Origin of the sequence: Saccharothrix texasensis, assembly GCF_003752005.1 — a bacterium.
Classification (GTDB): Bacteria; Actinomycetota; Actinomycetes; order Mycobacteriales; family Pseudonocardiaceae; genus Actinosynnema; species Actinosynnema texasense.
The window spans coordinates 8,701,540-8,722,343 of the sequence record NZ_RJKM01000001.1; the positions used below are offsets into that span (position 1 = coordinate 8,701,540).

The 20,804-nt window shown below is 72.5% G+C and carries 18 protein-coding genes; 9 read left to right on the plus strand and 9 right to left on the minus strand.

Annotated elements, in window-relative coordinates; genetic code table 11:
• Window positions 1-47: 47 nt before the first annotated feature.
• Window positions 48-1,643, plus strand: coding sequence for an alpha/beta hydrolase (locus EDD40_RS38845; protein WP_123747304.1), 1,596 nt, complete (start codon window positions 48-50; stop codon window positions 1,641-1,643).
• Here EDD40_RS38845 and EDD40_RS38850 read toward each other — a convergent pair.
• From EDD40_RS38850 to EDD40_RS38860, 3 genes are all read right to left on the minus strand, one after another.
• A complete protein-coding gene (locus EDD40_RS38850; protein ID WP_123747305.1) occupies window positions 1,591-2,688 on the minus strand; it encodes a hypothetical protein in 1,098 nt (365 codons plus the stop codon). The genes EDD40_RS38845 and EDD40_RS38850 overlap by 53 nt on opposite strands.
• Window positions 2,689-2,794: 106 nt before the next feature.
• Window positions 2,795-4,462: a vWA domain-containing protein gene (locus tag EDD40_RS38855; protein ID WP_170185364.1), complete on the minus strand. Its 1,668-nt coding sequence runs from the start codon at window positions 4,460-4,462 to the stop codon at window positions 2,795-2,797.
• 421 nt (window positions 4,463-4,883) lie between these two features.
• Window positions 4,884-7,727: an aconitate hydratase gene (locus EDD40_RS38860; protein ID WP_281277839.1), complete on the minus strand. Its 2,844-nt coding sequence runs from the start codon at window positions 7,725-7,727 to the stop codon at window positions 4,884-4,886.
• 157 nt (window positions 7,728-7,884) lie between these two features.
• On the opposite strand from EDD40_RS38860, the gene EDD40_RS38865 reads away from it, so the two are divergent.
• Together EDD40_RS38865 and EDD40_RS41255 are read left to right on the plus strand one after the other, a co-directional pair.
• Complete coding sequence (locus EDD40_RS38865; RefSeq protein WP_342777808.1) at window positions 7,885-8,628, plus strand: ABC transporter ATP-binding protein; 744 nt, start codon at window positions 7,885-7,887, stop codon at window positions 8,626-8,628.
• Window positions 8,625-9,272 (plus strand): hypothetical protein, encoded by a 648-nt coding sequence (locus EDD40_RS41255; RefSeq protein ID WP_148089053.1) that lies wholly within the window; start codon window positions 8,625-8,627, stop codon window positions 9,270-9,272. The genes EDD40_RS38865 and EDD40_RS41255 overlap by 4 nt, the downstream gene beginning before the upstream one ends.
• Window positions 9,273-9,306: 34 nt before the next feature.
• Here EDD40_RS41255 and EDD40_RS38875 read toward each other — a convergent pair whose 3' ends face one another.
• From EDD40_RS38875 to EDD40_RS38890, 4 genes are all read right to left on the minus strand, one after another.
• A complete protein-coding gene (locus tag EDD40_RS38875) occupies window positions 9,307-9,849 on the minus strand; it encodes a DapH/DapD/GlmU-related protein (protein ID WP_123747309.1) in 543 nt (180 codons plus the stop codon).
• 7 nt (window positions 9,850-9,856) lie between these two features.
• Window positions 9,857-10,819 (minus strand): LysR family transcriptional regulator, encoded by a 963-nt coding sequence (locus EDD40_RS38880; protein ID WP_123747310.1) that lies wholly within the window; start codon window positions 10,817-10,819, stop codon window positions 9,857-9,859.
• A 384-nt stretch (window positions 10,820-11,203) separates the two neighbouring features.
• Window positions 11,204-12,745, minus strand: a complete 1,542-nt coding sequence (locus EDD40_RS42960) for a flagellar basal body protein FliL (RefSeq protein WP_211348345.1) — start codon at window positions 12,743-12,745, stop codon at window positions 11,204-11,206.
• Window positions 12,742-13,143: a hypothetical protein gene (locus EDD40_RS38890; RefSeq protein WP_148089054.1), complete on the minus strand. Its 402-nt coding sequence runs from the start codon at window positions 13,141-13,143 to the stop codon at window positions 12,742-12,744. The genes EDD40_RS42960 and EDD40_RS38890 overlap by 4 nt, the downstream gene beginning before the upstream one ends.
• A gap of 143 nt (window positions 13,144-13,286) precedes the next feature.
• Here EDD40_RS38890 and EDD40_RS38895 point away from each other — a divergent pair, with 143 nt between their 5' ends.
• The 4 genes from EDD40_RS38895 (at window position 13,287) to EDD40_RS38910 (ending at window position 17,711) form a co-directional block, all read left to right on the plus strand.
• Window positions 13,287-14,021 carry an SIR2 family NAD-dependent protein deacylase gene (locus EDD40_RS38895; RefSeq protein WP_211348346.1) on the plus strand — a complete coding sequence of 245 codons (735 nt, stop codon included), beginning with the start codon at window positions 13,287-13,289 and terminating at the stop codon, window positions 14,019-14,021.
• 62 nt (window positions 14,022-14,083) lie between these two features.
• Complete coding sequence (locus EDD40_RS38900; protein WP_148089055.1) at window positions 14,084-14,647, plus strand: carbonic anhydrase family protein; 564 nt, start codon at window positions 14,084-14,086, stop codon at window positions 14,645-14,647.
• A gap of 46 nt (window positions 14,648-14,693) precedes the next feature.
• Window positions 14,694-16,226 (plus strand): AMP-binding protein, encoded by a 1,533-nt coding sequence (locus tag EDD40_RS38905; protein WP_123747314.1) that lies wholly within the window; start codon window positions 14,694-14,696, stop codon window positions 16,224-16,226.
• A 171-nt stretch (window positions 16,227-16,397) separates the two neighbouring features.
• Window positions 16,398-17,711: an NlpC/P60 family protein gene (locus EDD40_RS38910; RefSeq protein WP_123747315.1), complete on the plus strand. Its 1,314-nt coding sequence runs from the start codon at window positions 16,398-16,400 to the stop codon at window positions 17,709-17,711.
• 25 nt (window positions 17,712-17,736) lie between these two features.
• Here the strand turns inward: EDD40_RS38910 and EDD40_RS38915 are convergent, their stop codons facing one another.
• Together EDD40_RS38915 and EDD40_RS41260 are read right to left on the minus strand one after the other, a co-directional pair.
• Window positions 17,737-18,525, minus strand: coding sequence for an ion transporter (locus EDD40_RS38915; RefSeq protein ID WP_123748608.1), 789 nt, complete (start codon window positions 18,523-18,525; stop codon window positions 17,737-17,739).
• Between the two features lie 84 nt (window positions 18,526-18,609).
• Complete coding sequence (locus EDD40_RS41260) at window positions 18,610-18,771, minus strand: GrpB family protein (protein WP_148089056.1); 162 nt, start codon at window positions 18,769-18,771, stop codon at window positions 18,610-18,612.
• 234 nt (window positions 18,772-19,005) lie between these two features.
• On the opposite strand from EDD40_RS41260, the gene EDD40_RS38920 reads away from it, so the two are divergent.
• Both EDD40_RS38920 and EDD40_RS44545 read left to right on the plus strand, forming a co-directional pair.
• Window positions 19,006-19,293 (plus strand): alpha/beta fold hydrolase, encoded by a 288-nt coding sequence (locus EDD40_RS38920; protein ID WP_148089057.1) that lies wholly within the window; start codon window positions 19,006-19,008, stop codon window positions 19,291-19,293.
• Window positions 19,290-20,717 (plus strand): sensor domain-containing diguanylate cyclase, encoded by a 1,428-nt coding sequence (locus EDD40_RS44545; RefSeq protein ID WP_123747317.1) that lies wholly within the window; start codon window positions 19,290-19,292, stop codon window positions 20,715-20,717. Before EDD40_RS38920 ends, EDD40_RS44545 begins: the two co-directional genes overlap by 4 nt.
• Window positions 20,718-20,804 lie beyond the last annotated feature (87 nt).

Here is a 20,804-nt window from a genome sequence, read left to right on the forward strand (position 1 = left end):
GGTGTCACCGAGGGGCGACGCCGAGCGAACCGAGGGAGCGCTATCGCATGCCACTTCGAAACAGAGCGCTGGTTCTCGCGCTGGCCGTCGGCACGGCGGTGTCCGGTCTCGTGGGCACCGGCGCCGCCACCGCGCAGGAAGCACGGGGCGCCGCCCCGATCCAGTGGACGACCTGCGCCCAGGACGTCCTCGACGAGATCCCGGCCGCGCAGCGCGACAAGGTCAGCTGCGCCAACCACCCCGTGCCGCTGGACCACCGCAAGCCGAACGGCGCCAAGATCACCGTCGCGCTGATGAAGCGCCCGGCCGACGACCAGGCCACCAAGGTCGGTTCGCTGTTCATCAACCCCGGCGGCCCCGGCGGCGCCGGCCTCATCTACTCCGCCTACGGCAGCTCGTTCTTCCAGCCGGAGGTCATGAACCGGTTCGACCTGATCGGGTTCGACCCGCGAGGCGTCGGCCGCAGCTCGCCGTTGCGCTGCTTCAAGACCCTCGAAGAGGCCGAGGAGATCTTCGGCCGGATGTCCGCGGTCCCGGTCACGCGCACCGAGATCCGCAACACCATGGACGCGACCAAGGACTACACCGACGCGTGCGCGCGCAACGCGGGCCCGTTGCTCGACCACATGTCCACCGAGGCCGTGGCACGTGACCTCGACCTGCTGCGGCAGGGCGTCGGCGACCGGCAGCTGACCTTCGTCGGCTTCTCCTACGGCACGCTGCTGGGGGCGACCTACGCCAACATCTTCCCGTCGAAGTCCCGGGCCCTCGTGCTGGACGGCAACGTCGACCCGGCGCTGCGCACCTCCAACGGCGCGGAGTACGACCGGCAGCGCGCGCAGGGCTTCGAGCTCGCGCTGGACGCGTTCCTGAAGCGCTGCGACGTCGAAGGCGACAAGTGCGCCTACAGCGACGGCGACCCGCGGGCCAAGTTCGACGAGGTGCGCGACCACCTGCGCACGAAGCCGATCACCCTGCCGGACGGCCAGGTCGTGACCTACGACGGCTACATCGGCCGGGTCGGCAGCGACCTGTACGCGCCGACCCGCTTCAAGGCGCTGGCCGCGTGGCTGCAGAGCATCTACGCGGTGCTGCACCCGGGCGTCGCCACGTCCTCCGCGCAGGAGCAGGCCGCGCTGCTGCCGCCGTTGGCGAACAAGCGCGGTCTGGCGGACATCAGGGCCGGCCTCACGGGCGACACCGAGTACCTGTACGACGACTCGTACTACGGCGTGAACTGCACGGACAAGCCGTTCCTCCGGGCGCCGCAGCTGTTCCCGGTGACGGCGGCGGTGTGGGAGCGGGAGTCGCCCACGTTCGGCCGCTCGCAGGCCGCGTCCGACCTGCTCACGTGCGCGACCTGGCCGGTGCCGCGGCCGGACCGCTGGGCGGGTCCTTGGGGCAAGCGCACGCCGAACCCGATCGTCGTGGTGGGCAACTACTACGACCCGGCCACGCGGTACGAGTTCAGCAAGCGCATGGACCGGCAGCTCGGCAACGCGCGGCTGCTCAGCGTGGACGCGTTCGGGCACTGCATCCTCGGTGACAGCGCCGGCGTGGACACCGCGGTGACCGACTACCTGGTCGACCTCAAGGCCCCGGCGGAAGGTCAGGTGTTCCAGCCGAACGCCCAGCCGTTCTAGCGGCGCCGGGTGCGGCCGTCGTCGCGAGGGCGACGGCCGCACCCGCCAGGACCACCAGCTCCGTCCGCACGGGCGCGGTGCGCAGCCAGGTGAGACCCAGGTAGACGACCGCCGTGAGCGCCACGATCGGGCTCTTGCGCCGCCACGACCACACGGCCAGTCCCACTGCCACCACGAACGCCATGAACAGGTCGTCGTAGTCGACGAACGAGACGGCGACCGCGGACGAACCCCTGTCGACGGCGACGAGCGTCGTGACCTCGGCGGTCGCGCCCAGGTCCTCGACCGTCGGCCCGGGCCACGCCGGTGCGGTGAGCGCCAGGAGCACCGGCCACACCACCAGGCCCACACCGACCAGCAGCAGCGGGTACCACGTGCCAGGCCGGCGGGCGTGCAGGTCGTGGGCGGCGGCCACCGCGGCGACGACGAGCAGCGCGAACGCGCCCCAGTGCCACAGCGAGCCGAGCAACCCGGCGATCGCCGTCACGTGCCACGGCCGCACCCGCCCCAGTCGGGCGTGCGCGAGGACCGCGCCGGCCACGACCACCAGCTCCGGGTACGGCCCGGTGGCCGGCGGGTCGACCGTGACGAGCGCGTCGGGCGACGGTGTCGGGGCCCCGACCGGTCCGTACGACATCCAGCCGAACTCCGCGACCGGCGCCGACGACGGCTCGAAGCACCAGACCGCGGCGAGGTAGCCGGCAGCCGTGAGCGCGACGGTGTGGCTGCGCGCCCGCCACGCCCAGACTCCCAGTCCGACCGCGATCACCAGCCCGAGCAGGAACCGCCACAGGTCGAAGTGGACGGACCAGGCGGGCAGCGACCACCCGCCCGCCGACTCACCGGCCGCCGCCAGCGCGAACATCGTCGACCCCGCCACCAGCAGCGGGAACCAGGCACCCGGCCGCTCGGCGTGCGCCTGCCGTGCCCTGAGCAGCAGCCCGGCGATCACCAGGGTCGACGACGCGCCGGGCGGCGGGCCGTCCTCCCACAGCGGCAGGACGAGCCCGACCACGACCGGCAACGCCCACACGACGGCCCCCACGGGGGCGTAACCCTAGCGCCCCTGCCGAGGACCGGTGAGGACCGGTGAGGTCGGGCGTGAGGGGCGCCCCGGGTGTGGACGCCCCTCACGGTCTCGGGTGGGACCGCTACTTCGGCGGCGGCGGGACCAGGCAGCTCACGGGAGCCGACTGGTTGCCCGACGAGTCGACGCCGTAGACGAGGGCGTCGCCCTTGAGCGTGATGCGCCAGTCGATGGCACCGACGCCGGGCTTCTGGTTGGGCGTCGCGCCGGGCGCCTGCACCAGCTTGATCCGGGTGCCGCTCGGGAACCCGCCGAAGACCGCCGGACTGGCCGAGTCGGACACGAAGACCTGCGGGTTCGGGTCGACCGCGTCGGTCGCGGAGATGACGAAGAACCCGTCCTCGTTGTCGGCGGGAGGCGTGGTGCCGCCGCTCGGGTTGGTGGTCGGCGCGCACGTCACGACCGGGGGAGTGGTGTCCACCCAGTCCTTCAGCACGTCGTCGCACACCTGGTGGCCCGCGGCGTGGGTGAAGCAGCCGCGGATCGAGTCCGTGCCGAGGCCCGCGAGGCCCTGGGCGTCGGGGTAGGTGAAGTCGACCGCGCCGGCGCCGGAGGTGCTCCCGTTGCCCGCCGCGCCCGCGTTCGGGCCGCTGAGCACGGAGAAGTCGACGGGGGTGTTCGGCACCGGGTCGCCGAAGTCGTCGGTGACGGTCGCGGTCACCGTGTGCGTCTGGCCGGGCGTGCCCAGCTCGTTGACCGCGTGCTCGGGCTCCACGTCGATGGCCGCGGCGCAACCGCGCACGTTCACCGCCGGGTTGCCGAACGTGACGACGTGGCCCTCGGCGTCGGTGTAGGCGACGGTCGGGTTGACCGGCAACGGTCCGCCGCCGGTGGCCGCGAGGTGCGTCGCGGTGAACGTCAGCGTCACCGTCTCGGTGCCGAGCTGGTCGATGGTCCAGGTGAGCTGGTTGCCGTTCTGGCCGACCGCGCCCTTGGACGCCGCCGCGCCGCTGACCGAGAACTGGGGCGACACCGTGTCGACCACGGTCACACCGGTCGCCGCGGGCACCACGATGGCCGCGCCGATGGCCTCGAAGACCTCCTGCAACTGCGCCGGGGTCGGGGCCTGGTAGTAGTGCGTGGCGTCGGGGTCGGAGGTCCAGTCCCGGATCTCGTCCGCGTCGACGGTGCCGAGGCCGATGCCGAAGATCTCGGTGCCCGCGGCGCGGGCGGCCAGCGCGTCGTCGCTCGCGTCGCCGCCGACGGTGGTCTGGCCGTCGGTCATCACGATCATCTTCTTGGCGTTGCCGGGCAGCGAGCCCGCCAGCTGCGACTGACCGGTGGAGATGGCCGCGGAGTGGTTGGTGAGGCCGTTGGCGACCAGCGCGTCGATCGCCGCCTTGACGGCGTTCGCGTCGGACGTCAGCCCGGCGTCGACCGAGGCGTTGTCGGAGAAGCTGACCACGCCGACGCGGCTGCCGTTGGCGATGACGCCGTCCAGCGAGCCGTCGGTGGCCTCGTCGAGGATGTCCACGAACGACTTGGCGGCGGTCTTCAGCTCGTCGATGGCGTCCTGCATGCTGCCGGAGCGGTCGAGGACCAGTTCGACGTCCACCGGTGCGCCCGCGATGCCGGTCTGGGCGTCGAGCGTCACGGTGACCGGGACGGACCCGCCGCACGCGATGTCGGTGGCACCCAGGGTCTTGGTCCCGGTGACGGAGCCGTCCGCGGCTGCCGCGCCGGTGGTCGTGGCGAGTGGCGCCGCCAGGGCGGCCAGCAGGACCGCGGTCACGCCGCAAGCCCGTCTTCGAGTGTTCTGGTTCATTCGGTATCGCACCTCCTCGTGCGCGCCGAACAGACGTGAAATCCCCTCTGGAATCACGTTCGCGCATTCCGGTGAAATCGGGCGGGTCAGTCCCCGAACAGGTGCGGACCAGCGAAGATCCGACCGAATGACCGTTCCGTGCGAGTCGGATGCGTCGGCATCACGAGGTTAGGCAGCCATTCTGGCAAACGCCAAATAGCTTCACCCGTTCGGCGCAGTGCAATTTCCGGTCGTTTTCGATCTGAGGATCGTTACGGAAGAAACGTGAATTGTGACGACAATGCGCCGGCCCCGCGTCCCGCCGGGCCCGCGCAGGCGTGCGGCGTGGCCGGCGGGGATGCGAGAGGGCCGCCCACCCGGAGGTGGACGGCCCTCTCGGGTCGATCGACTAGCTGCGGACCATCTTGCGCAGCACGTACTGCATGATGCCGCCGTTGCGGTAGTAGTCGGCCTCACCCGGCGTGTCGATGCGGACCACCGCGTCGAACTCCACCTTCGAGCCGTCCGCCTTCGTCGCCACCACGTGCACCGTGCGCGGCGTGTCGCCGTCGTTCAGCGCGGTGATGCCGGTGAAGTCGAAGGTCTCCGTGCCGTCCAGGCCGAGCGACGCCGCCGTGGAACCGGCGGGGTACTGCAGCGGCAGGACGCCCATGCCGATCAGGTTCGACCGGTGGATCCGCTCGAACGACTCGGCGATCACGGCGCGCACGCCGAGCAGCGAGGTGCCCTTCGCCGCCCAGTCGCGCGACGAGCCCGAGCCGTACTCCTTGCCCGCCAGCACGACCAGCGGGACGCCCGCCTCGGCGTAGGCCTCCGCCGCGTCGTAGATCGTGGTCTGCGGCGCGCCCTCGGCCAGGAAGTTCCGGGTGAACCCGCCCTGCACGTCGTCCAGCAGCAGGTTGCGCAGCCGGATGTTGGCGAACGTGCCCCGGATCATCACCTCGTGGTTGCCGCGCCGGGAACCGTAGGAGTTGAAGTCCTTGCGCTCCACGCCGTGCTCGGTCAGGTACTTGCCCGCGGGCGAGTCGGCCTTGATCGCGCCGGCCGGCGAGATGTGGTCGGTGGTGACCGAGTCGCCCAGCAGCGCCAGCACGCGCGCGCCGCCGATCTCCGTGACCGGGGCCGGCTCCATCTCCATGCCCTCGAAGTACGGGGGCTTGCGCACGTACGTCGACTGCGGGTCCCACTCGAACGTCTTGCCGGTCGGCGTGGGCAGCGACTGCCAGCGCTGGTCGCCGGCGAACACGTCGGCGTAGCCCCGGGTGAAGCCCTCCGGGGAGATCGCCGACGCGACGACCTCGGAGACCTCCTGCGGCGACGGCCAGATGTCGGCCAGGTACACCGGCTCGCCGTTCTGGTCGGTGCCCAGCGGCTCGGTGGTGATGTCCTTGTCCATCGAACCGGCCAGCGCGTACGCCACCACCAGCGGCGGGGACGCGAGGTAGTTCATCTTGATGTCCGGGTTGATCCGGCCCTCGAAGTTCCGGTTGCCCGAGAGCACCGACACAGCGGCCAGGTCACCCTGGTTGATGCCCGCCGAGATCTCGTCCTGCAACGGGCCCGAGTTGCCGATGCACGTGGTGCAGCCGTAGCCGACCAGGTGGAAGCCCAGCTTCTCCAGGTAGGGCAGCAGCCCGGCGCGCTCGTAGTAGTCCATGACGACCTTGGAGCCCGGCGCGAGGGTCGTCTTGACCCACGGCTTGCGCTCCAGGCCCTTCTCCACGGCCTTCTTCGCCAGCAGCGCCGCGCCGAGCATCACCGACGGGTTCGACGTGTTGGTGCACGACGTGATCGCGGCGATCGCCACGGCGCCGTGGTCCAGCTCGAACTCCGCGCCGTCCAGGGACACCTTCACCGGGTTCGACGCCCGGCCCTGCGCGCCCTCGGCGGCGGTGTGGAACACGTGCGGCTTGCCGCCCGCGTCGCCGTTGCTCAGGGCGGGCGCGTCGCTGGCCGGGAACGACTCCTGGGACGCCTCGTCGACCGGCGAGTCCGCCGCCGCGTCGGTGTTCGACACGTACGCGCCGAGCGCCTGGCGGAACGCCTCCTTGGCGTTGGTCAGCTCGATGCGGTCCTGCGGGCGCTTCGGGCCGGCGATCGACGGCACGATCGTCGACAGGTCCAGCTCCAGCGTCTCGGAGTACACCGGCTCGGCGGCCGGGTCGTGCCACATGCCCTGTTCCTTGGCGTAGGCCTCGACCAGCGCCAGCTGCTCGGCGGACCGGCCGGTCAGCTTCAGGTAGTCGATGGTCTCGCCGTCGATCGGGAAGATCGCGCAGGTCGAGCCGAACTCGGGGCTCATGTTGCCGATGGTGGCGCGGTTGGCCAGCGGCACCGCGCCGACGCCCGAGCCGTAGAACTCGACGAACTTGCCGACCACGCCGTGCTTGCGCAGCATCTCGGTGATGGTGAGCACCAGGTCGGTGGCGGTCGCGCCGGCGGGCAGCTCGCCGTGCAGCTTGAAGCCGACCACGCGCGGGATCAGCATGGAGACCGGCTGGCCGAGCATGGCGGCCTCGGCCTCGATGCCGCCGACGCCCCAGCCGAGCACGCCGATGCCGTTGACCATGGTGGTGTGGCTGTCGGTGCCGACCAGCGTGTCCGGGTAGGCGACGCCGTTGCGGACCATCACCACGCGGGCCAGGTGCTCGATGTTCACCTGGTGCACGATGCCGGTGCCCGGCGGGACGACCTTGAACTCGTCGAAGGCGGTCTGGCCCCAGCGCAGGAACTGGTAGCGCTCCTTGTTGCGCTGGTACTCCAGGTCCACGTTCAGCTCGAACGCGTCCGGCCGGCCGAAGATGTCGGCGATCACCGAGTGGTCGATGACCAGCTCGGCCGGCGCCAGCGGGTTGACCTTCGTCGGGTCGCCGCCCAGCTGGGTCACCGCCTCGCGCATGGTGGCCAGGTCGACCACGCACGGCACGCCGGTGAAGTCCTGCATCACCACGCGGGCGGGCGTGAACTGGATCTCGGTGTCCGGCTCGGACGACGGATCCCAGCTGCCCAGCGCGCGCACGTGGTCGGCGGTGATGTTCGCGCCGTCCTCGGTCCGCAGCAGGTTCTCCAACAGGATCTTCAAGCTGTACGGCAGGCGATCGGCGCCCTCGACCGCGCTCAGCCGGAACACCTCGTACGAGGCGTCGCCGACGGTGAGCGTGCCGCGGGCGCCGAAGCTGTCCTTGCTCGTGCCTCCGCTGCCGGCAGGCACGGAACTCGCTGGTGCAGTCACGTGAAACTCCATCTGGTGACGCGCAAAGTCGGTAGGGGAACTACTGCTGAGTCTCCCGCACCCGCGGGTGCGATGCCCTCTCACCCCAAACAGTACGCGTGTCCTGTATTCCGCTTCAACCCGGCCCTACCTTGATCGGGGCATCATCACACCCGTGGTGCGTCTTGATCGAATCGGCAAGCGCTACGGCCGCGGCCCCTGGGTGCTGCGCGACGTGTCGCTCGCCGTGCAACCGGGTGAAGTGGTCGTGCTGCGCGGCGGCAACGGCGCGGGCAAGTCGACCCTCCTGCGCGTCGCGGCGGGCGTGACCGCCCCCACCAGCGGCCGGGTGAGCCGCGGCGCGTCGGTCGGGTACGCCCCGGAGCGGTTCCCGACCGGGGTGAAGCTGTCGGCCCGCGCCTACCTGCGCCACCTCGCCGCCGTGCGCGGGGTGCCGGCGCGGTGGGAGCTGGTGGAGGCGCTGGGGTTCGTCGGCGACCCGGACGCGCCGATGGCCACCCTGTCGAAGGGCAACACGCAGAAGGTGGCGCTGGCGCAGGCGCTGCACGCGACCGACCTGCTGGTGCTGGACGAGCCGTGGTCCGGGCTGGACGCCGCCGCCGGCGCCGTGCTCGGCGAGCTGGTGACGTCGTCGCGGGCCGCCGTCGTGCTCACCGACCACCACGGGCACGACCTGCCGGGTGCGCGCGAAGTGGCGCTCGGCGCGACCCGACCCGGCGGCGTGGTGATCGAGCTGGACCGGGTGGGCGAGGCGTTCGCGCTGATCAGCGCGCTGGAAGGGGTGTTCGCGGCGCACGAGGTCGGCGGTGGCGCGCGGGTCGAGGTGCGGTCCGGGTTCAGCGACGGCGTGCTGGCCGAGGCGCTGCGGCTGGGCTGCTCGGTGCGGAGCGTGCGGTCGTGACGGCCCTGGTGCGGTACCTGCTGGTGGACGTGCTGCGCACGCAGCGCTGGCTGCCGCCGTTGCTGCTGCTCACCGCCGTCCTCGGGATGCTCTACGCCTCCGACGCCGGGCCTCCGCTCCCCGCGTACGCCGGCACGTGCGTGCTGGTCTACCCGGTGTCGGCGTGGTTGACCGTGGTCATCGCGACCGCGGAGGACCCGGTGCGCCGGACGATGACCGTGGTGACCGCCGGGGGCTGGGCCCGCGCGCAGTCCGCCGTGACCGCGTTGGCCGTGCTCGCGGCACTGGGCGTGGCCCTGGTCGCGACGCTGGCGCCGGTCGTGACGCAACCCCGCCCCTACCCGCCGGGCACGGTGGCGCAGGGTTTCGCGGCGCTGGCGGTGTGCGCGCTGGTCGGCGTCGGCGTCGGCGTGCTGTGCAGCCGCCCGGTCGTTGCGCAGGCCGGCTGGTCGGTGCTCGCGTCGACGGCGCTGGTCGTGCTGGTGTTCCTGTTCGGCCGCACCCCGCCCGTCGGCAACGTGCTGTGGGCGCTGTCCCACGACGACGGCGTCACGTCCGCGTTGGCGCTCTCGGGCGTGGTCGCGGTGCTGTTCGTGGCGGGCGCGACCTGGCTCGGCGCCGCGGTGGGCCCCCGGCGCGGCTAGCTCGCACCACTGGTCGCACCGCTCGGCGAGGTCGTCACCACTGCCTGCGGACAGCGGCCTTGGCGCCGGTCACCAGGCTGGCCGGCGGCACGTCGTCGGCCACGACCGCTCCGGCGGCGACCACGGCGTCGCGCCCGATCGTGACACCGGGCAGGATCGTCGCCCCCGCGCCGATCCACACGTTCTCCGCCACGTCGATCGGCCCGCCGCTCAGCCACTCCCGCCGCTCCTCGGGGTCCACCGGGTGGCCCACGGTGATGAACGTGGCCTTCGGCCCGATCATCACGCGCTCGCCGAGGCGGATGCCGGCGTAGTCGAGGAACGTGCAGTTCTGGTTGATGAACACGCGGTCGGCGAGGTCCAGGCGCAGGCCGTGGTCGGTGAAGAACGGCGGGTGGATCGTGACCCCGCCCGGCAGCGGCCGGCCGAGGATCTCCGCCAGCAGCTCCGCCTTGCCCGCTTCGTCCTCGAACGGCAGCGCGTTGAGGCGGGAGGTCAGCTCGGTGGCCCGCAGGACTCTCCCGGACATGGCCCGGAACTCGGCGCTGCGGATGCGCAGGAGTCGGTCGTCGCGCACGGCTCGGTCACTTCCTCGTGGTGTCGTCCGGGTCCGGGTCCGGGTCCGGCGCCCAGGACGGGCGCCAGGTGTCCCCGGGCAGGCAGGGCAGGCCGCGCAGGTGGTCGACGACCGGCCGGAGCCCCGGGTGGGGGTTCGCGTCGGGGTGCAGCAGGGAGAGCGGGTAGGCGATCGTCGGCTCCGCGATCGGGATGCGGCGCAGGTCGTGGTGCGCCGGCCAGGTGTACCGGTCGCGCGCGCCGACGAGGGTCGCCACGTCCGGGGAGTCCGCGAGGGTGTCCTGGAGGACCTCGTTGCCGAAGTTCGGACCCGCCGCGTCGATCCGCAGGTCGAAGTCGGTGGCGAGCTGGTGGTAGAACTCCGCCCACTCGCTGCGGGGCGTGATGCCCGGCACCCAGATCCGGTGCTCGCGCAGCCGGCTCGGCGTGAGCCGGCGGGCCGCCGCGAGGGGGTGCCGCGGGCCGACGAGCAGCTCCAGCGGCGAGTCGAACGCGTGGACCATCCGCACGCCGCGTGGCAGCGCGGACCGGTCGATGACCGTGCGGAACGACGCGTCGACCTCGCCCGACTCGACCGCGACGGCCGCCAGGAGCGGGTCCTCGACCTTCAGGGTCACCACGTCGAGCCTGGTCCCGGGGTGCGACCGCCAGTAGTCGTGCAGGACGACCGCCTGCGCGCTGCGCAGACCGAGGACGTCGACCCGCAGGGCCCGGGAGCCGGGGCGGACCGCCGCGACGGCGCGGTCGACACCCGTGACGACGGCGCGGGCGTGGGGGAGGAAGGCCTGACCGTCGAGCGTCAACTCGACACCGCGCGCGGTGCGGGTGAACAGGTGGACGCCCAGCTCGCGCTCCAACCCGGCCACCCGCTTGGAGACCGCCTGCTGCGTGACGCCCAGCTCGGCGGCGGCGTGCCCCACCTGGCCGAGGTCGGCTGCCCGGACGAACGACCGCAGTGCCTCCGTGTCCACCGGGGGAGCGTAAGGGCGCACAACCGACCGTTGTCGCTCGTCGGGGGCGGGTTGTGACGGCGCACTCCGCCCCGGTTCCGGCGCGGTCGGTTCGGTGCGGTCGGTTCGACCCGGGTGCTCGACGTCCGGTTGTCCGCGCCGGCGCCGCGGCCAGCGCTCGCGGTGACCTCGCCGGGTCTCGGCAGCGGCCCGGCGACGGCTCGGTGGTGCCCGGGTGGTGGCTCGGCGCGTTCCGGCGATGCCTGACCCGGCTCAGCGGCGTCCGGCGAGATCACGGCGGGCGGCGGCTCGGCGGCCGGAACTGTCGGACCCCGCCGGCAGAATAAAAGCAGGGGTCCCCTTGGGCGGGGACCCCTGCGGAGCGTTCCGGTGGTGCGGTGCGACCTACTTGATCGCCTTGATCAGCTCGTCGATGTCCTTCGGCTCCAGGCCGCGCATCAGCGTCAGGAACAGCTCGCTGTAGGTGCGGAACGGGCTGACGTACCACTTGCCGTCGACCTCGGTGGCGACCACGCCGAGGCCGTCCTTCAGCACCTGCGCGCCGATCCGGGCGATCACGTCGACCGCGGCGGGGGGGATGTCGCTGCCGCCCTGCTGCTCGACCAGCTGCGTGATCTCGTCCGCGCACAGCCGCTGCGTCTGGCCCTTGACCGTGGCCGCGTAGCAGTCGCCGTCCCGGCTGACCTCGACGGTCTCGCCCTCGGCCTCGACCACCAGCTTGCGGATCGTGAGCAGCTTGCCGCCGGAGACGTCCTTGGCGTCGGTCTCCAGCTCGACCAGCTTCGCGCCCGTGGCGGGCGTCTTGCCGACCTGGTCCAGGAGGACCGGGCCGACGTCCTGCAGCACGCCCATCTCGTCCGGCGGCAGCAGCGCGAGGACGCCCTCGATGTCACCGTCGAGCGCCTTCTCGACCATCTGCTTCGCGGCGTCGTTCGCGGAGCCCGCGCCGGCCGGCGCGATGCCCTGGGCGGGCCACTTCAGGCCCTCTTCCTCCAGCGCGGCGTTCGCGATGGTGTAGAAGAGGCTCGGGTACCACTCGTCGCCGACCTTGATGGTGGCGATGCCGATCGGCTTGCCGTCGCGGTCGGCCTTCTCCTTGGCGAAGTCCAGCGTGTCGGTCTCGGTGCCGGCCTTGTCCAGCTCCGCGCCGAGCGCGTCGACCAGCTTGTCGGTCAACGGGATCTGCTTGACGTCCGAGGTGACCGTGATCTTGCCCTCGACCACCTTGTTGATCGTCAGGTGGTCGTTGACCTTCTCCGCGGCGGCGTCGTCGAACTTGATGCCCTCGCTCTTGATCTGGACGCCGCTGAGCTTGTTCGGGTCCGCGTCCTTCTTCAGGATCTCCAGCCGCTTGGCCTCGCTGATCGTGGCCTCGGTGTAGTCCTTGCTGAGCTTCGCCTCGGCGGGCGCCAAGCCGTTCATGATGCCCAGGACGTCACCGCTGCCCAGCGCGCTGAGCAGGTTGTTCGCCGCGGTGGACGGGCTCTCGGAGCCGGCGGCCACCTCGTCGGAGCTGCGCAGCGCCCACACCGTGGCGACCGTGCCCGCGGCCAGCGCGAGGACGGCGACGACGGCGGTGACGACCAGGCCGGTGCGCTTCTTCTTCGGCGGCTCGCCGCCCCCGAAGCCGACCGGGCCCTGGCCGTAGGGCTGCTGGCCGTAGGGCTGGCCGAAGTCCTGCTGGTGACCCGGCTGCTGCGGGAAGCCCTGCGGGCCCGTCTGCGGGTAGCCGCCCTGCTGGGGGTAACCGCCCTGCTGCGGCTGGTAGCCACCCTGCTGCGGCTGGGGACCGGTCTGCGGGTAGCCACCCTGCTGCGGGTATCCGCCCTGCTGGGGGCCCTGCTGCGGGTAGCCGCCCTGCTGCGGCTGGCCGTACGGGTTGTTCTGCGGTGGCCATTCGCCTCCGCCGCCACCTGGGTGCGTCACGGTGCTCCTCCTGGAGTGCTGATCGCTGTGCGGGATTTCGCGGTGAGCACGGTGATCGCCCCGGCGATCCCCAGCACAGCACCACCGAGGGTGGTCACCGGTCCGGTCAGGCTGATCCCGACCAGTGCCGCCTCGTTGCCCCCTTGGACGGCGGCAAGTGCCGCCACCGTTCCCGCAATCGTGCCAAACACCAGTGCGAGCCATGCCGCGATTCGGTGAAAACGCACCGCCCAAAGCACCACGCAGCACACCGCCAACGGGGTGAGTGCCACCCACGCGCCCCGGACGACCTCACCCGGCACACCGTCCAACCCGGCGAAACCACGCAGAGCGAGCACCTCGTAACTCGTCCTCGTGACCGTGCCGGAGCGCAGCCACGGCAAGAAGAAACCGGTCACCGCTGTGACCAAACCGACAACTCCGAGCACCGCGCCCGTCCAACGTCTGGTGGTCGGCTCCACCGACGGTCCTGTCATGGTCGGCTCCGCCCATCTGTCCCGCGCACCCCGACATGCTCGCAGGCGTGTGGGACGGTGGTGGCATGAGTGCACGGGACGTGATGGCCCTCGCGCGGCGCATCACCGCCCTCACCGGCGCGGGCGTCTCCCTGGAGTCGGGGGTGGTGCGGTTCCGGTTCGACGCGTCGGCGTTCCTGACGTCGGCACGCGTGCGGCGCGAGGTGTGGGAGTCCTGGCTGGACGATCCCTTGTGGACGGCCGAGCCGAACGCCGCGCACCGCGCGCTGGCCGGGTTGCAGCGGGCCGGACGGGTGCGGTCGCTGCTGACGCAGAACGTCGACGGGCTGCACCAGCGGGCCGGGTCCCCCGTGGTCGAACTGCACGGGACCATGTCGCGCGTGGTGTGCGTCTCGTGCGGCGCGGTCGGCGCGATGGGCGAGGCGCTGGCGCGCGTGCGCGGCGGCGAGGTCCCGCCCGACTGCGCGGTGTGCGGCGGTGTCCTGCGGCCGGCGGCGGTCGCGTTCGGCGAGCCCCTGCCCGACGACGTGCTGCGCACGGCGCGGATGGCGGTGCTCGACTGCGACGTGATGCTGGTGGCCGGGACGTCGCTCACGGTCGAACCCGCCGCGCAGCTCGTGCCGCTGGCGGCGAAGGCGGGCGCGGCGGTCGTCATCTGCTCCCTGGACCCGACGCCGTACGACTCGCTGGCGGCGGCGGTGGTGCGCGAGCCGGCCGCGTCGGCGCTGCCGGAACTGGCCGCCGTGCCCGTGGTGGCGACCGGCCCGATCCGCACGTGGGGCGACCCCAGCACCTGGTGAACCACCCGCTCGTGACGCGTGACCACACGTTCGTGAGCGCATCGCGGTGCCAAGGTGGCCGCATGGGGAGTCAACAGTCACCGATCAACCTCCGTGACGCGGTGGTCGTGCCCCGGCTGGCGGAGCAGTTGGACGTCCGCTGGCGGGCCGACCAGTTCAGCGCCCGGGAGGAGGGCCACGGGTGGCGGTTCCGGCCCAGGGGCGAGCACGTGGTGTGCCTCGGCGGGCAGCAGTTCCGGCTCGACAACCTCCACTTCCACCGGCCGAGCGAGCACTGGGTGCGCGGCCGGTCGCGCGGCGCGGAGATGCACGCCGTCCACCTGCGGGCGGACGACGAGCTGCGGGCGTGCGTGGTGGCGGTGTTCGTCGACCTCGGCGAGCCTGGCCCGTCGGAGGGGAAGCCGCCCAGCGGCATCGACCTGCCGGCGCTCTTCCCGGACGGCGGCTTCCACCGCTACGAGGGCTCGCTGACCACGGGCGAGTTCGACGAGATCGTCAGCTGGGTCGTGATGGACCGGCCGGTCCAGGTGGACGACGCGGCCCTGCGCGCGTTCATCCGCACGCACGCCGACCACCCCCGCCCCGTCCAGCCGGTGAACCGGCGGTTCGTGCTGGCGACCGGGTGACGCGGGAGGTAGCCGGGGCGGTCACCGGTAAATAAGGTCACCTCGTATGCGCGTACCCCTGACCGTCGCCGATTTCCTCCACCGGGCGGAGCAGGTCTTCGCCGACACCCCGGCCTCCGTCGACGAGCCCGTCCAGCCCGCCGCGCCCGTGCCGACCACCACCTACGGCGAGTTCGGCACCCGCGTCCGGGCCTGGCAGGCCGGGTTCGACGCGCTCGGCCTCGGCGAGGGCGAGCGGATCGCCGTGGTCAGCCACAACTCGGCCCGGCTGCTCGAACTGCTGCACGCGGTGCCCGCCACCGGCCGCATCGCCGTCCCCGTCAACTTCCGGCTGCGGCCCGAGGAGATCTCCTACATCGTCGAGCACAGCGGCGCGTCCGCGCTGCTCGTCGACCCCGAGCTGGAGCTGGACGGGGTCACCGCGCGGCACCGCTTCGTGCTCGGCGAGCAGACCGAGACCGAGCTGATGCGCTTCGACACCGAGCCCCGCCCCTGGCGCGAGCCGGACGAGGACGCCACCGCCACGATCAACTACACCTCCGGCACGACCGCCCGCCCCAAGGGCGTCCAGATGACCCACCGCAACATCTGGATCAACGCGGTCACCTTCGCCATGCACGCCCGCGTCTGGGAACGCGACGTCTACCTGCACGTCCTGCCGATGTTCCACTGCAACGGCTGGGGCATGCCCTACGGCCTGGCCGGGCTCGGCGTGCCGCAGGTCGTGCTGCGCAAGGTCGACGGCGCGGAGATCCTCAACCGGGTCCGCGACCACGGCGTCACGCTGATGTGCGGCGCGCCCGCCGTCTGGAACGCCGTGCTCGACGCCGCCCAGGACTGGGACGGCGAGATCCCCGGCCGCGACCGGGTCCGGATCATCTGCGCCGGCGCGCCCCCGCCCAGCCGCACCATCGCCCGCGTGGGCGAGGAGCTCGGCTGGGAGTTCCTCCAGCTCTACGGCCTGACCGAGACCTCGCCGCTGCTGACGTTCAACCGCACCCGACCGGCCGACGACGCGCTGCCGCCAGCGGAACGGGCGCGCAAGCTGTCCCGCGCGGGCGCGCCGGGGCTCGGCGTGCGGCTGCGGGTGTCCGAGACCGGCGAGGTGCTGGCCAGGGGCAACGTCGTCATGGCCGGCTACTGGGAGAACCCCGGCGCCACCGCCGAGGCGTTGGAGGGCGGCTGGTTCCACACCGGCGACGGCGGCGAGCTGGACGACGAGGGCCACCTGACGATCTCCGACCGCAAGAAGGACGTGATCATCACCGGCGGCGAGAACGTGTCGTCCATCGAGGTCGAGGACGCCCTGTTCGGCCACCCCGCGGTGGCCGAGGCGGCGGTCATCGGCGTGCCGCACGACAAGTGGGGCGAGACGATCAAGGCGCTGGTCGTGCGGGCCGAGGGCGCGGAGGTCACCGAGGCCGAGCTGATCGCCCACTGCAAGACCCGCCTCGCCGGGTACAAGGCGCCGACCTCGGTCGAGTTCCGCGACGCCATCCCGCGCACCGCCACCGGCAAGGTGCAGAAGTTCAAGCTGCGCGAGCCGTACTGGGCCGACCTCGACCGCAAGGTCAACTGACCGTGATCCCGTCACCCGGGTGAGGGTGGCTCCCCGCGTCCGCTGTGACCCGTGTGGCTGATGTTGACGCCGGGTCGGTTGGAAACAGTGAGGCACGAGTGGCAGAGTCGATCCGCATAGCGCCGTTCGGCGTAACGCTGATCGGCCGAGTGCGCGGGGAGGGCGGCAGTCGTGACTCGATGGGTGATCCCGGTCGTGATCGCGTTGACCACCGCGGTGGGGTTGGGCGGCGTAACGCACGCGGCGCCGCCACCGCCGCCCAACCCCAGCGACGCCGAGATCAGCGCCGGCCGGCAGCAGGCCGACGCCAAAGCGGCCCACGTCGGTGAGCTGACCGGTCGGCTCACCGACGCCGAGGCCCGCCTGCGCGAGCTCACCGACGAAGTCGCGTTCACGCTGGAGCTGGCCAACAAGGCGCGGGTCGACCTGGAGACCGCCCAGGGCGAGGCCGACCGGGCGCGCCGCGACGCCGACGGGGCCCGGGTCGAGGCCGACGCCGCCGCCCGCGCCGTCGAGGACGCCCGCGTGCGGCTGGACGAGTTCGCCGCCGCCAGCTACGAGCAGGGCAGCCTGGTCGGCTCCGTCTCGGCCTACTTCGGCGCCACCAGCCCGCAGGACCTGCTGGCCCGCGCGCAGCTGCTCCAGGCCGTCAGCGAGTCGAGCCTCGACGCGCTGGACGACGTCGAGCGCACCCGCGCCGAGCAGGCGAACAAGGACTCCGCCGCGCGCGCCGCGCTCGACCTGGCCGACCGGAAGCAGGCCGCCGCGGACCAGGCCGCGCGGGACGCCGACGCCGCCCGGACCACCGCCGTGCTGGCGCAGGAGGGCCAGGCCGCCGCCGCGCGAGGCCTCCAGGACGACAAGACCCGCGTGGAAGGCGAGCTGGACCAGGCGTTGCACGCGGTCGAAGGGCTGGAGGGTCAACGCGCCCAGTACGACCGGTGGCTGGACGACAAGCGCCGCGAGGACGAGGAAGCCGCACGCCTGGCCGCCCTCGCCGCGGCCGCGGCCGCGGCCGCGGCCGCGCCCCAGGCTCCTCGTCCGCCGGTGGTGTCGGCGCCGAGCGGCACCGGCGTGGAGACCGTCGTCGCCCGCGCCCTGGCGCAGCTCGGCGTGCGGTACTCGTGGGGCGGCGGCAACTACGACGGCCCGACCGTCGGCATCCGGGACGGCGGCGTCGGCGACGCGCACGGCGACTACTACAGCGTCGGCTTCGACTGCTCCGGGCTGATGATGTACGCGTTCGCGGGCGTCGGCGTCTACCTGCCGCACTACAGCGGCTACCAGTACAACGCCGGCCGCAAGGTGCCGCTCTCCCAGGCGCGGCGCGGCGACATGCTGTTCTGGGGACCGGGCGGCGGCACCCACGTCGCGCTCTACCTCGGCGACGGCATGATGGTCGAGGCGCCGTACTCCGGCTCGCACGTCCGCGTCGCGCCGGTCCGGTACGGCGGGATCATGCCGTACGCCACGCGCCTGCTGTGACCTTCCTCCGCGGTGGGGAGCCCGGTCAGCGCCGGTCCCCGACGGGTTCCAGGCGCAGCGCCCGGACCTCCTCGCGCAGCGCCTTGATCTCGTCCAGCAGCCGGTCGTCCGTAGCGCCGCTCGGCGCGGGCGCGGCGTCCTCGGACTCCATCGCGCTGCACACGACCGCGATGAACAGGTTCAGCATGGTGAACGTGCCGACCAGCAGGTAGACCACGAAGAAGATCCAGGCCAGCGGCTGGGTGGCCATCAGGTCGCGCATCACGTCCGACCAGCCGTCGCCGGTGGTGAGCTGGAACAGCGTCAGGAGGGTCGCGCCGAGGTCGCCGAACCGGGGGTCGCCGCTGCCGCGGAACAGGTTGATGGCGACCACGCTGCCGACGTACAGCATCAGCACGAGCAGCCCGGACAGCGACAGCAGGCCCGGCACGGACTTCACCAGCGCGGTCACCACCCGGCGCATGCTCGGCACCATCGCGACCAGGCGCAGCGCGCGCAGGATGCGCAGCGCCCGGACCACCGACAGCGGACCGGCCGCCGGCAGCAGGGCGACGCCGACCACCACGAAGTCGAAGACGTTCCACGGGTCGCGGAAGAAGCGGGGGCCGTGCGCGTACAGCCGCGCGACCAGTTCCAGGACGAAGATCGCCAGGGCGGTGCGGTCCAGCACGTCGAAGACGCCGCCGTAGGACGCGACCAGTGCCGTCGACGTCTCGCAGCCGAGGGTGACCGCGTTGACCACGATCACCGCGATGACCACCCGCTGCAAGCGCCTGCCGTCCACGACGTCGCGGACGCGGTCGCGCAAACCCATGCCGAACTCCTCCTGCACGCGTCGGGGATCTCGCTCGATCGAGCACCGCCCCATCGGCGGGTTGGCTGTACGGCTTGAGTGAATTCACCCGGTCGAGCGGAAGAATGCCGATTTGGCGCGGGTGCCGACCTGGAGGTCGACGAACCGCTTGGCGTGCAACCCCGGCGCGGCGGTCGAGCCGACGAGCGCGGGCCCGCGCGCGAGGTCCGCTCCGGAGCGGGCCGGCAATGCACCTCGTTCGCGCACGCGGGGACGGACGGCGGTGAGGCCGGGCAGACCGCGAGCGGGTGCCCACCGGTTGCCCGAGTCGCGCCGCGCGGTCCGTCCACAGTGGATTAAGGGTGGATATGAACCCCAATTCGGCGCGATCCCGGAAGGCGACCGTGGAATTGCGGAAAAATGCGGGTGATCACCTGAATGCGAGAGCCGGATTCGGTAGCGTCGGTGGTCTGAGGGAGGAAGTCAAGTCCAGGGGGGACCATGACGGCCGGCCGCTTGATTCTCGACGACGGCGAATCGACCTGTCACAGACGCGGTGACGGGCCGCCGGTCGTGCTGCTGCACGGCGGTGGGCTCGGGGTGGCGCCGTGGGACCGCCAGTTCGACCTGCCGGCGGGCCTGGTGCTGGTCGGGCCGGGCGTGAGCGGGACGGTGTTCGAGGACCCGTTCGTCCTGGACCAGCTCGCGCGGCCGCGGGCGTCGACCGCGGTGGACCGGCCCGACGAGTTCGACCGCGCCCTGCCGCGGTTCCTCAGCGCGTCGCGATGAACGGCGGCTTCCACCAGGCGGTGCTCGACCGGGCCGACGCCGCCGTGCTGGTGGTGGATCCGGGCGACCTGGCCGTGCGGTGGGCGTCCCCGGCGGCCCGGCGCTTGTTCGGCGCCGCGTCCGGCCTGCTGCCCGACCTGGTGGCGAACGGCGACGCGGCGGCGGTCGGCACGTTCCTCCAGGCCGCGGGCCGCGCGGGCGCGTCGCGGTTGACGTGCGCGGTGCCGGTGGAGGGTTCGGTGCACCGGCGGGTCGACCTGATCGCCCGCGACCTGAGCGAGGACCCGGAGGTGCGCGGCCTGGTGGTCGTCGCGCTCGACGTCACGGGCTGGGCGGAGACGGCCGACGAGCTGGGCAGCAGGCTCAACACCGACGCGCTGACGGGCCTGGCGAACCGCACCGGGTTCCTGCCGCGCCTGGAGCAGGCCGTGCGCGGCGCGCCGGGCCCCGTGCTGGTGTTCCTCGACCTCGACCAGTTCAAGGACGTCAACGACTGCCACGGGCACGCGGCGGGCGACCACGTGCTGCGCCTGGTCGCGTCCCGGCTGGCCGCGGTGGTGGCCGGGCGCGGCACGGCGGCCAGGCTCGGCGGTGACGAGTTCGTCGTGCTGCTCGACGAGCTGGACGAGCGGCAGGCGATCGCGGCGGCTCGGGAGATCCTCGCCGCCATCGCCACGCCGGTGGTGCTGGACGAGGGCGCGATCCGGGTGTCGGTGTCGGCGGGCATCACGTTCGTCCGGCCCGGACACGGCGCGGAAGCCCTGCTGCACCAGGCCGACCTGGCGATGTACCGGGCCAAGACGATCGGCCCGGCCGCCGTCGCCGTCTACGACCAGGACCTGGAGGACTGGGCGCTGGCGCGCAAGCACCAGGTCGACCGGCTCGCCGAACGCCTGGAGGAGCTGCACGCGGAGAACCGGGCGCTGGCGGAGGCGGCGACCATCGACCAGCGCACCGGCCTGCCGAACCCGGCGACGTTCGACGCCGACCACGCCCGCCGCAACCGCGCCGGCGAGCCGTACAGCCTGCTGCTGGTCGACATCGACCGCTTCCACAGCTACAACACGCTCTACCGCTACCTCGCCGGCCACGAGACGCTGCGCAGGGTCGCCGAGGCCATCGACCGCACCACCCGAGCGGGTGATCGCGCGTACCGGTACGGGGGTGAGGAGTTCACCGTGCTGCTGCCGGGCACGCGGCTGGACGGCGCGCTGGCGTCGGGGGAGCGGATCAGGCAGGCCGTGCACCGGCTGGGGCTGGAGCACCGGGGCAACACCGGCGGCGTGGTGACGGTGTCGATCGGCGCGGTCGAGGTCTTACCGGGGGCCTCCGTCACCGACGCGGTGGAGGAGGCCAGCGTCGCCGTGCTGGAGGCCAAGGACGCGGGCCGCAACCGGGTGGTCGGCCGTCGGACCGGCGGGTGACCCCCACCGTCTCACCCGCACGGCAGTGCGGTAGTCCGTTTGGCGCACCGTACGACTACGCTGAGTAGAAGAACTGGCTAGTTGCAT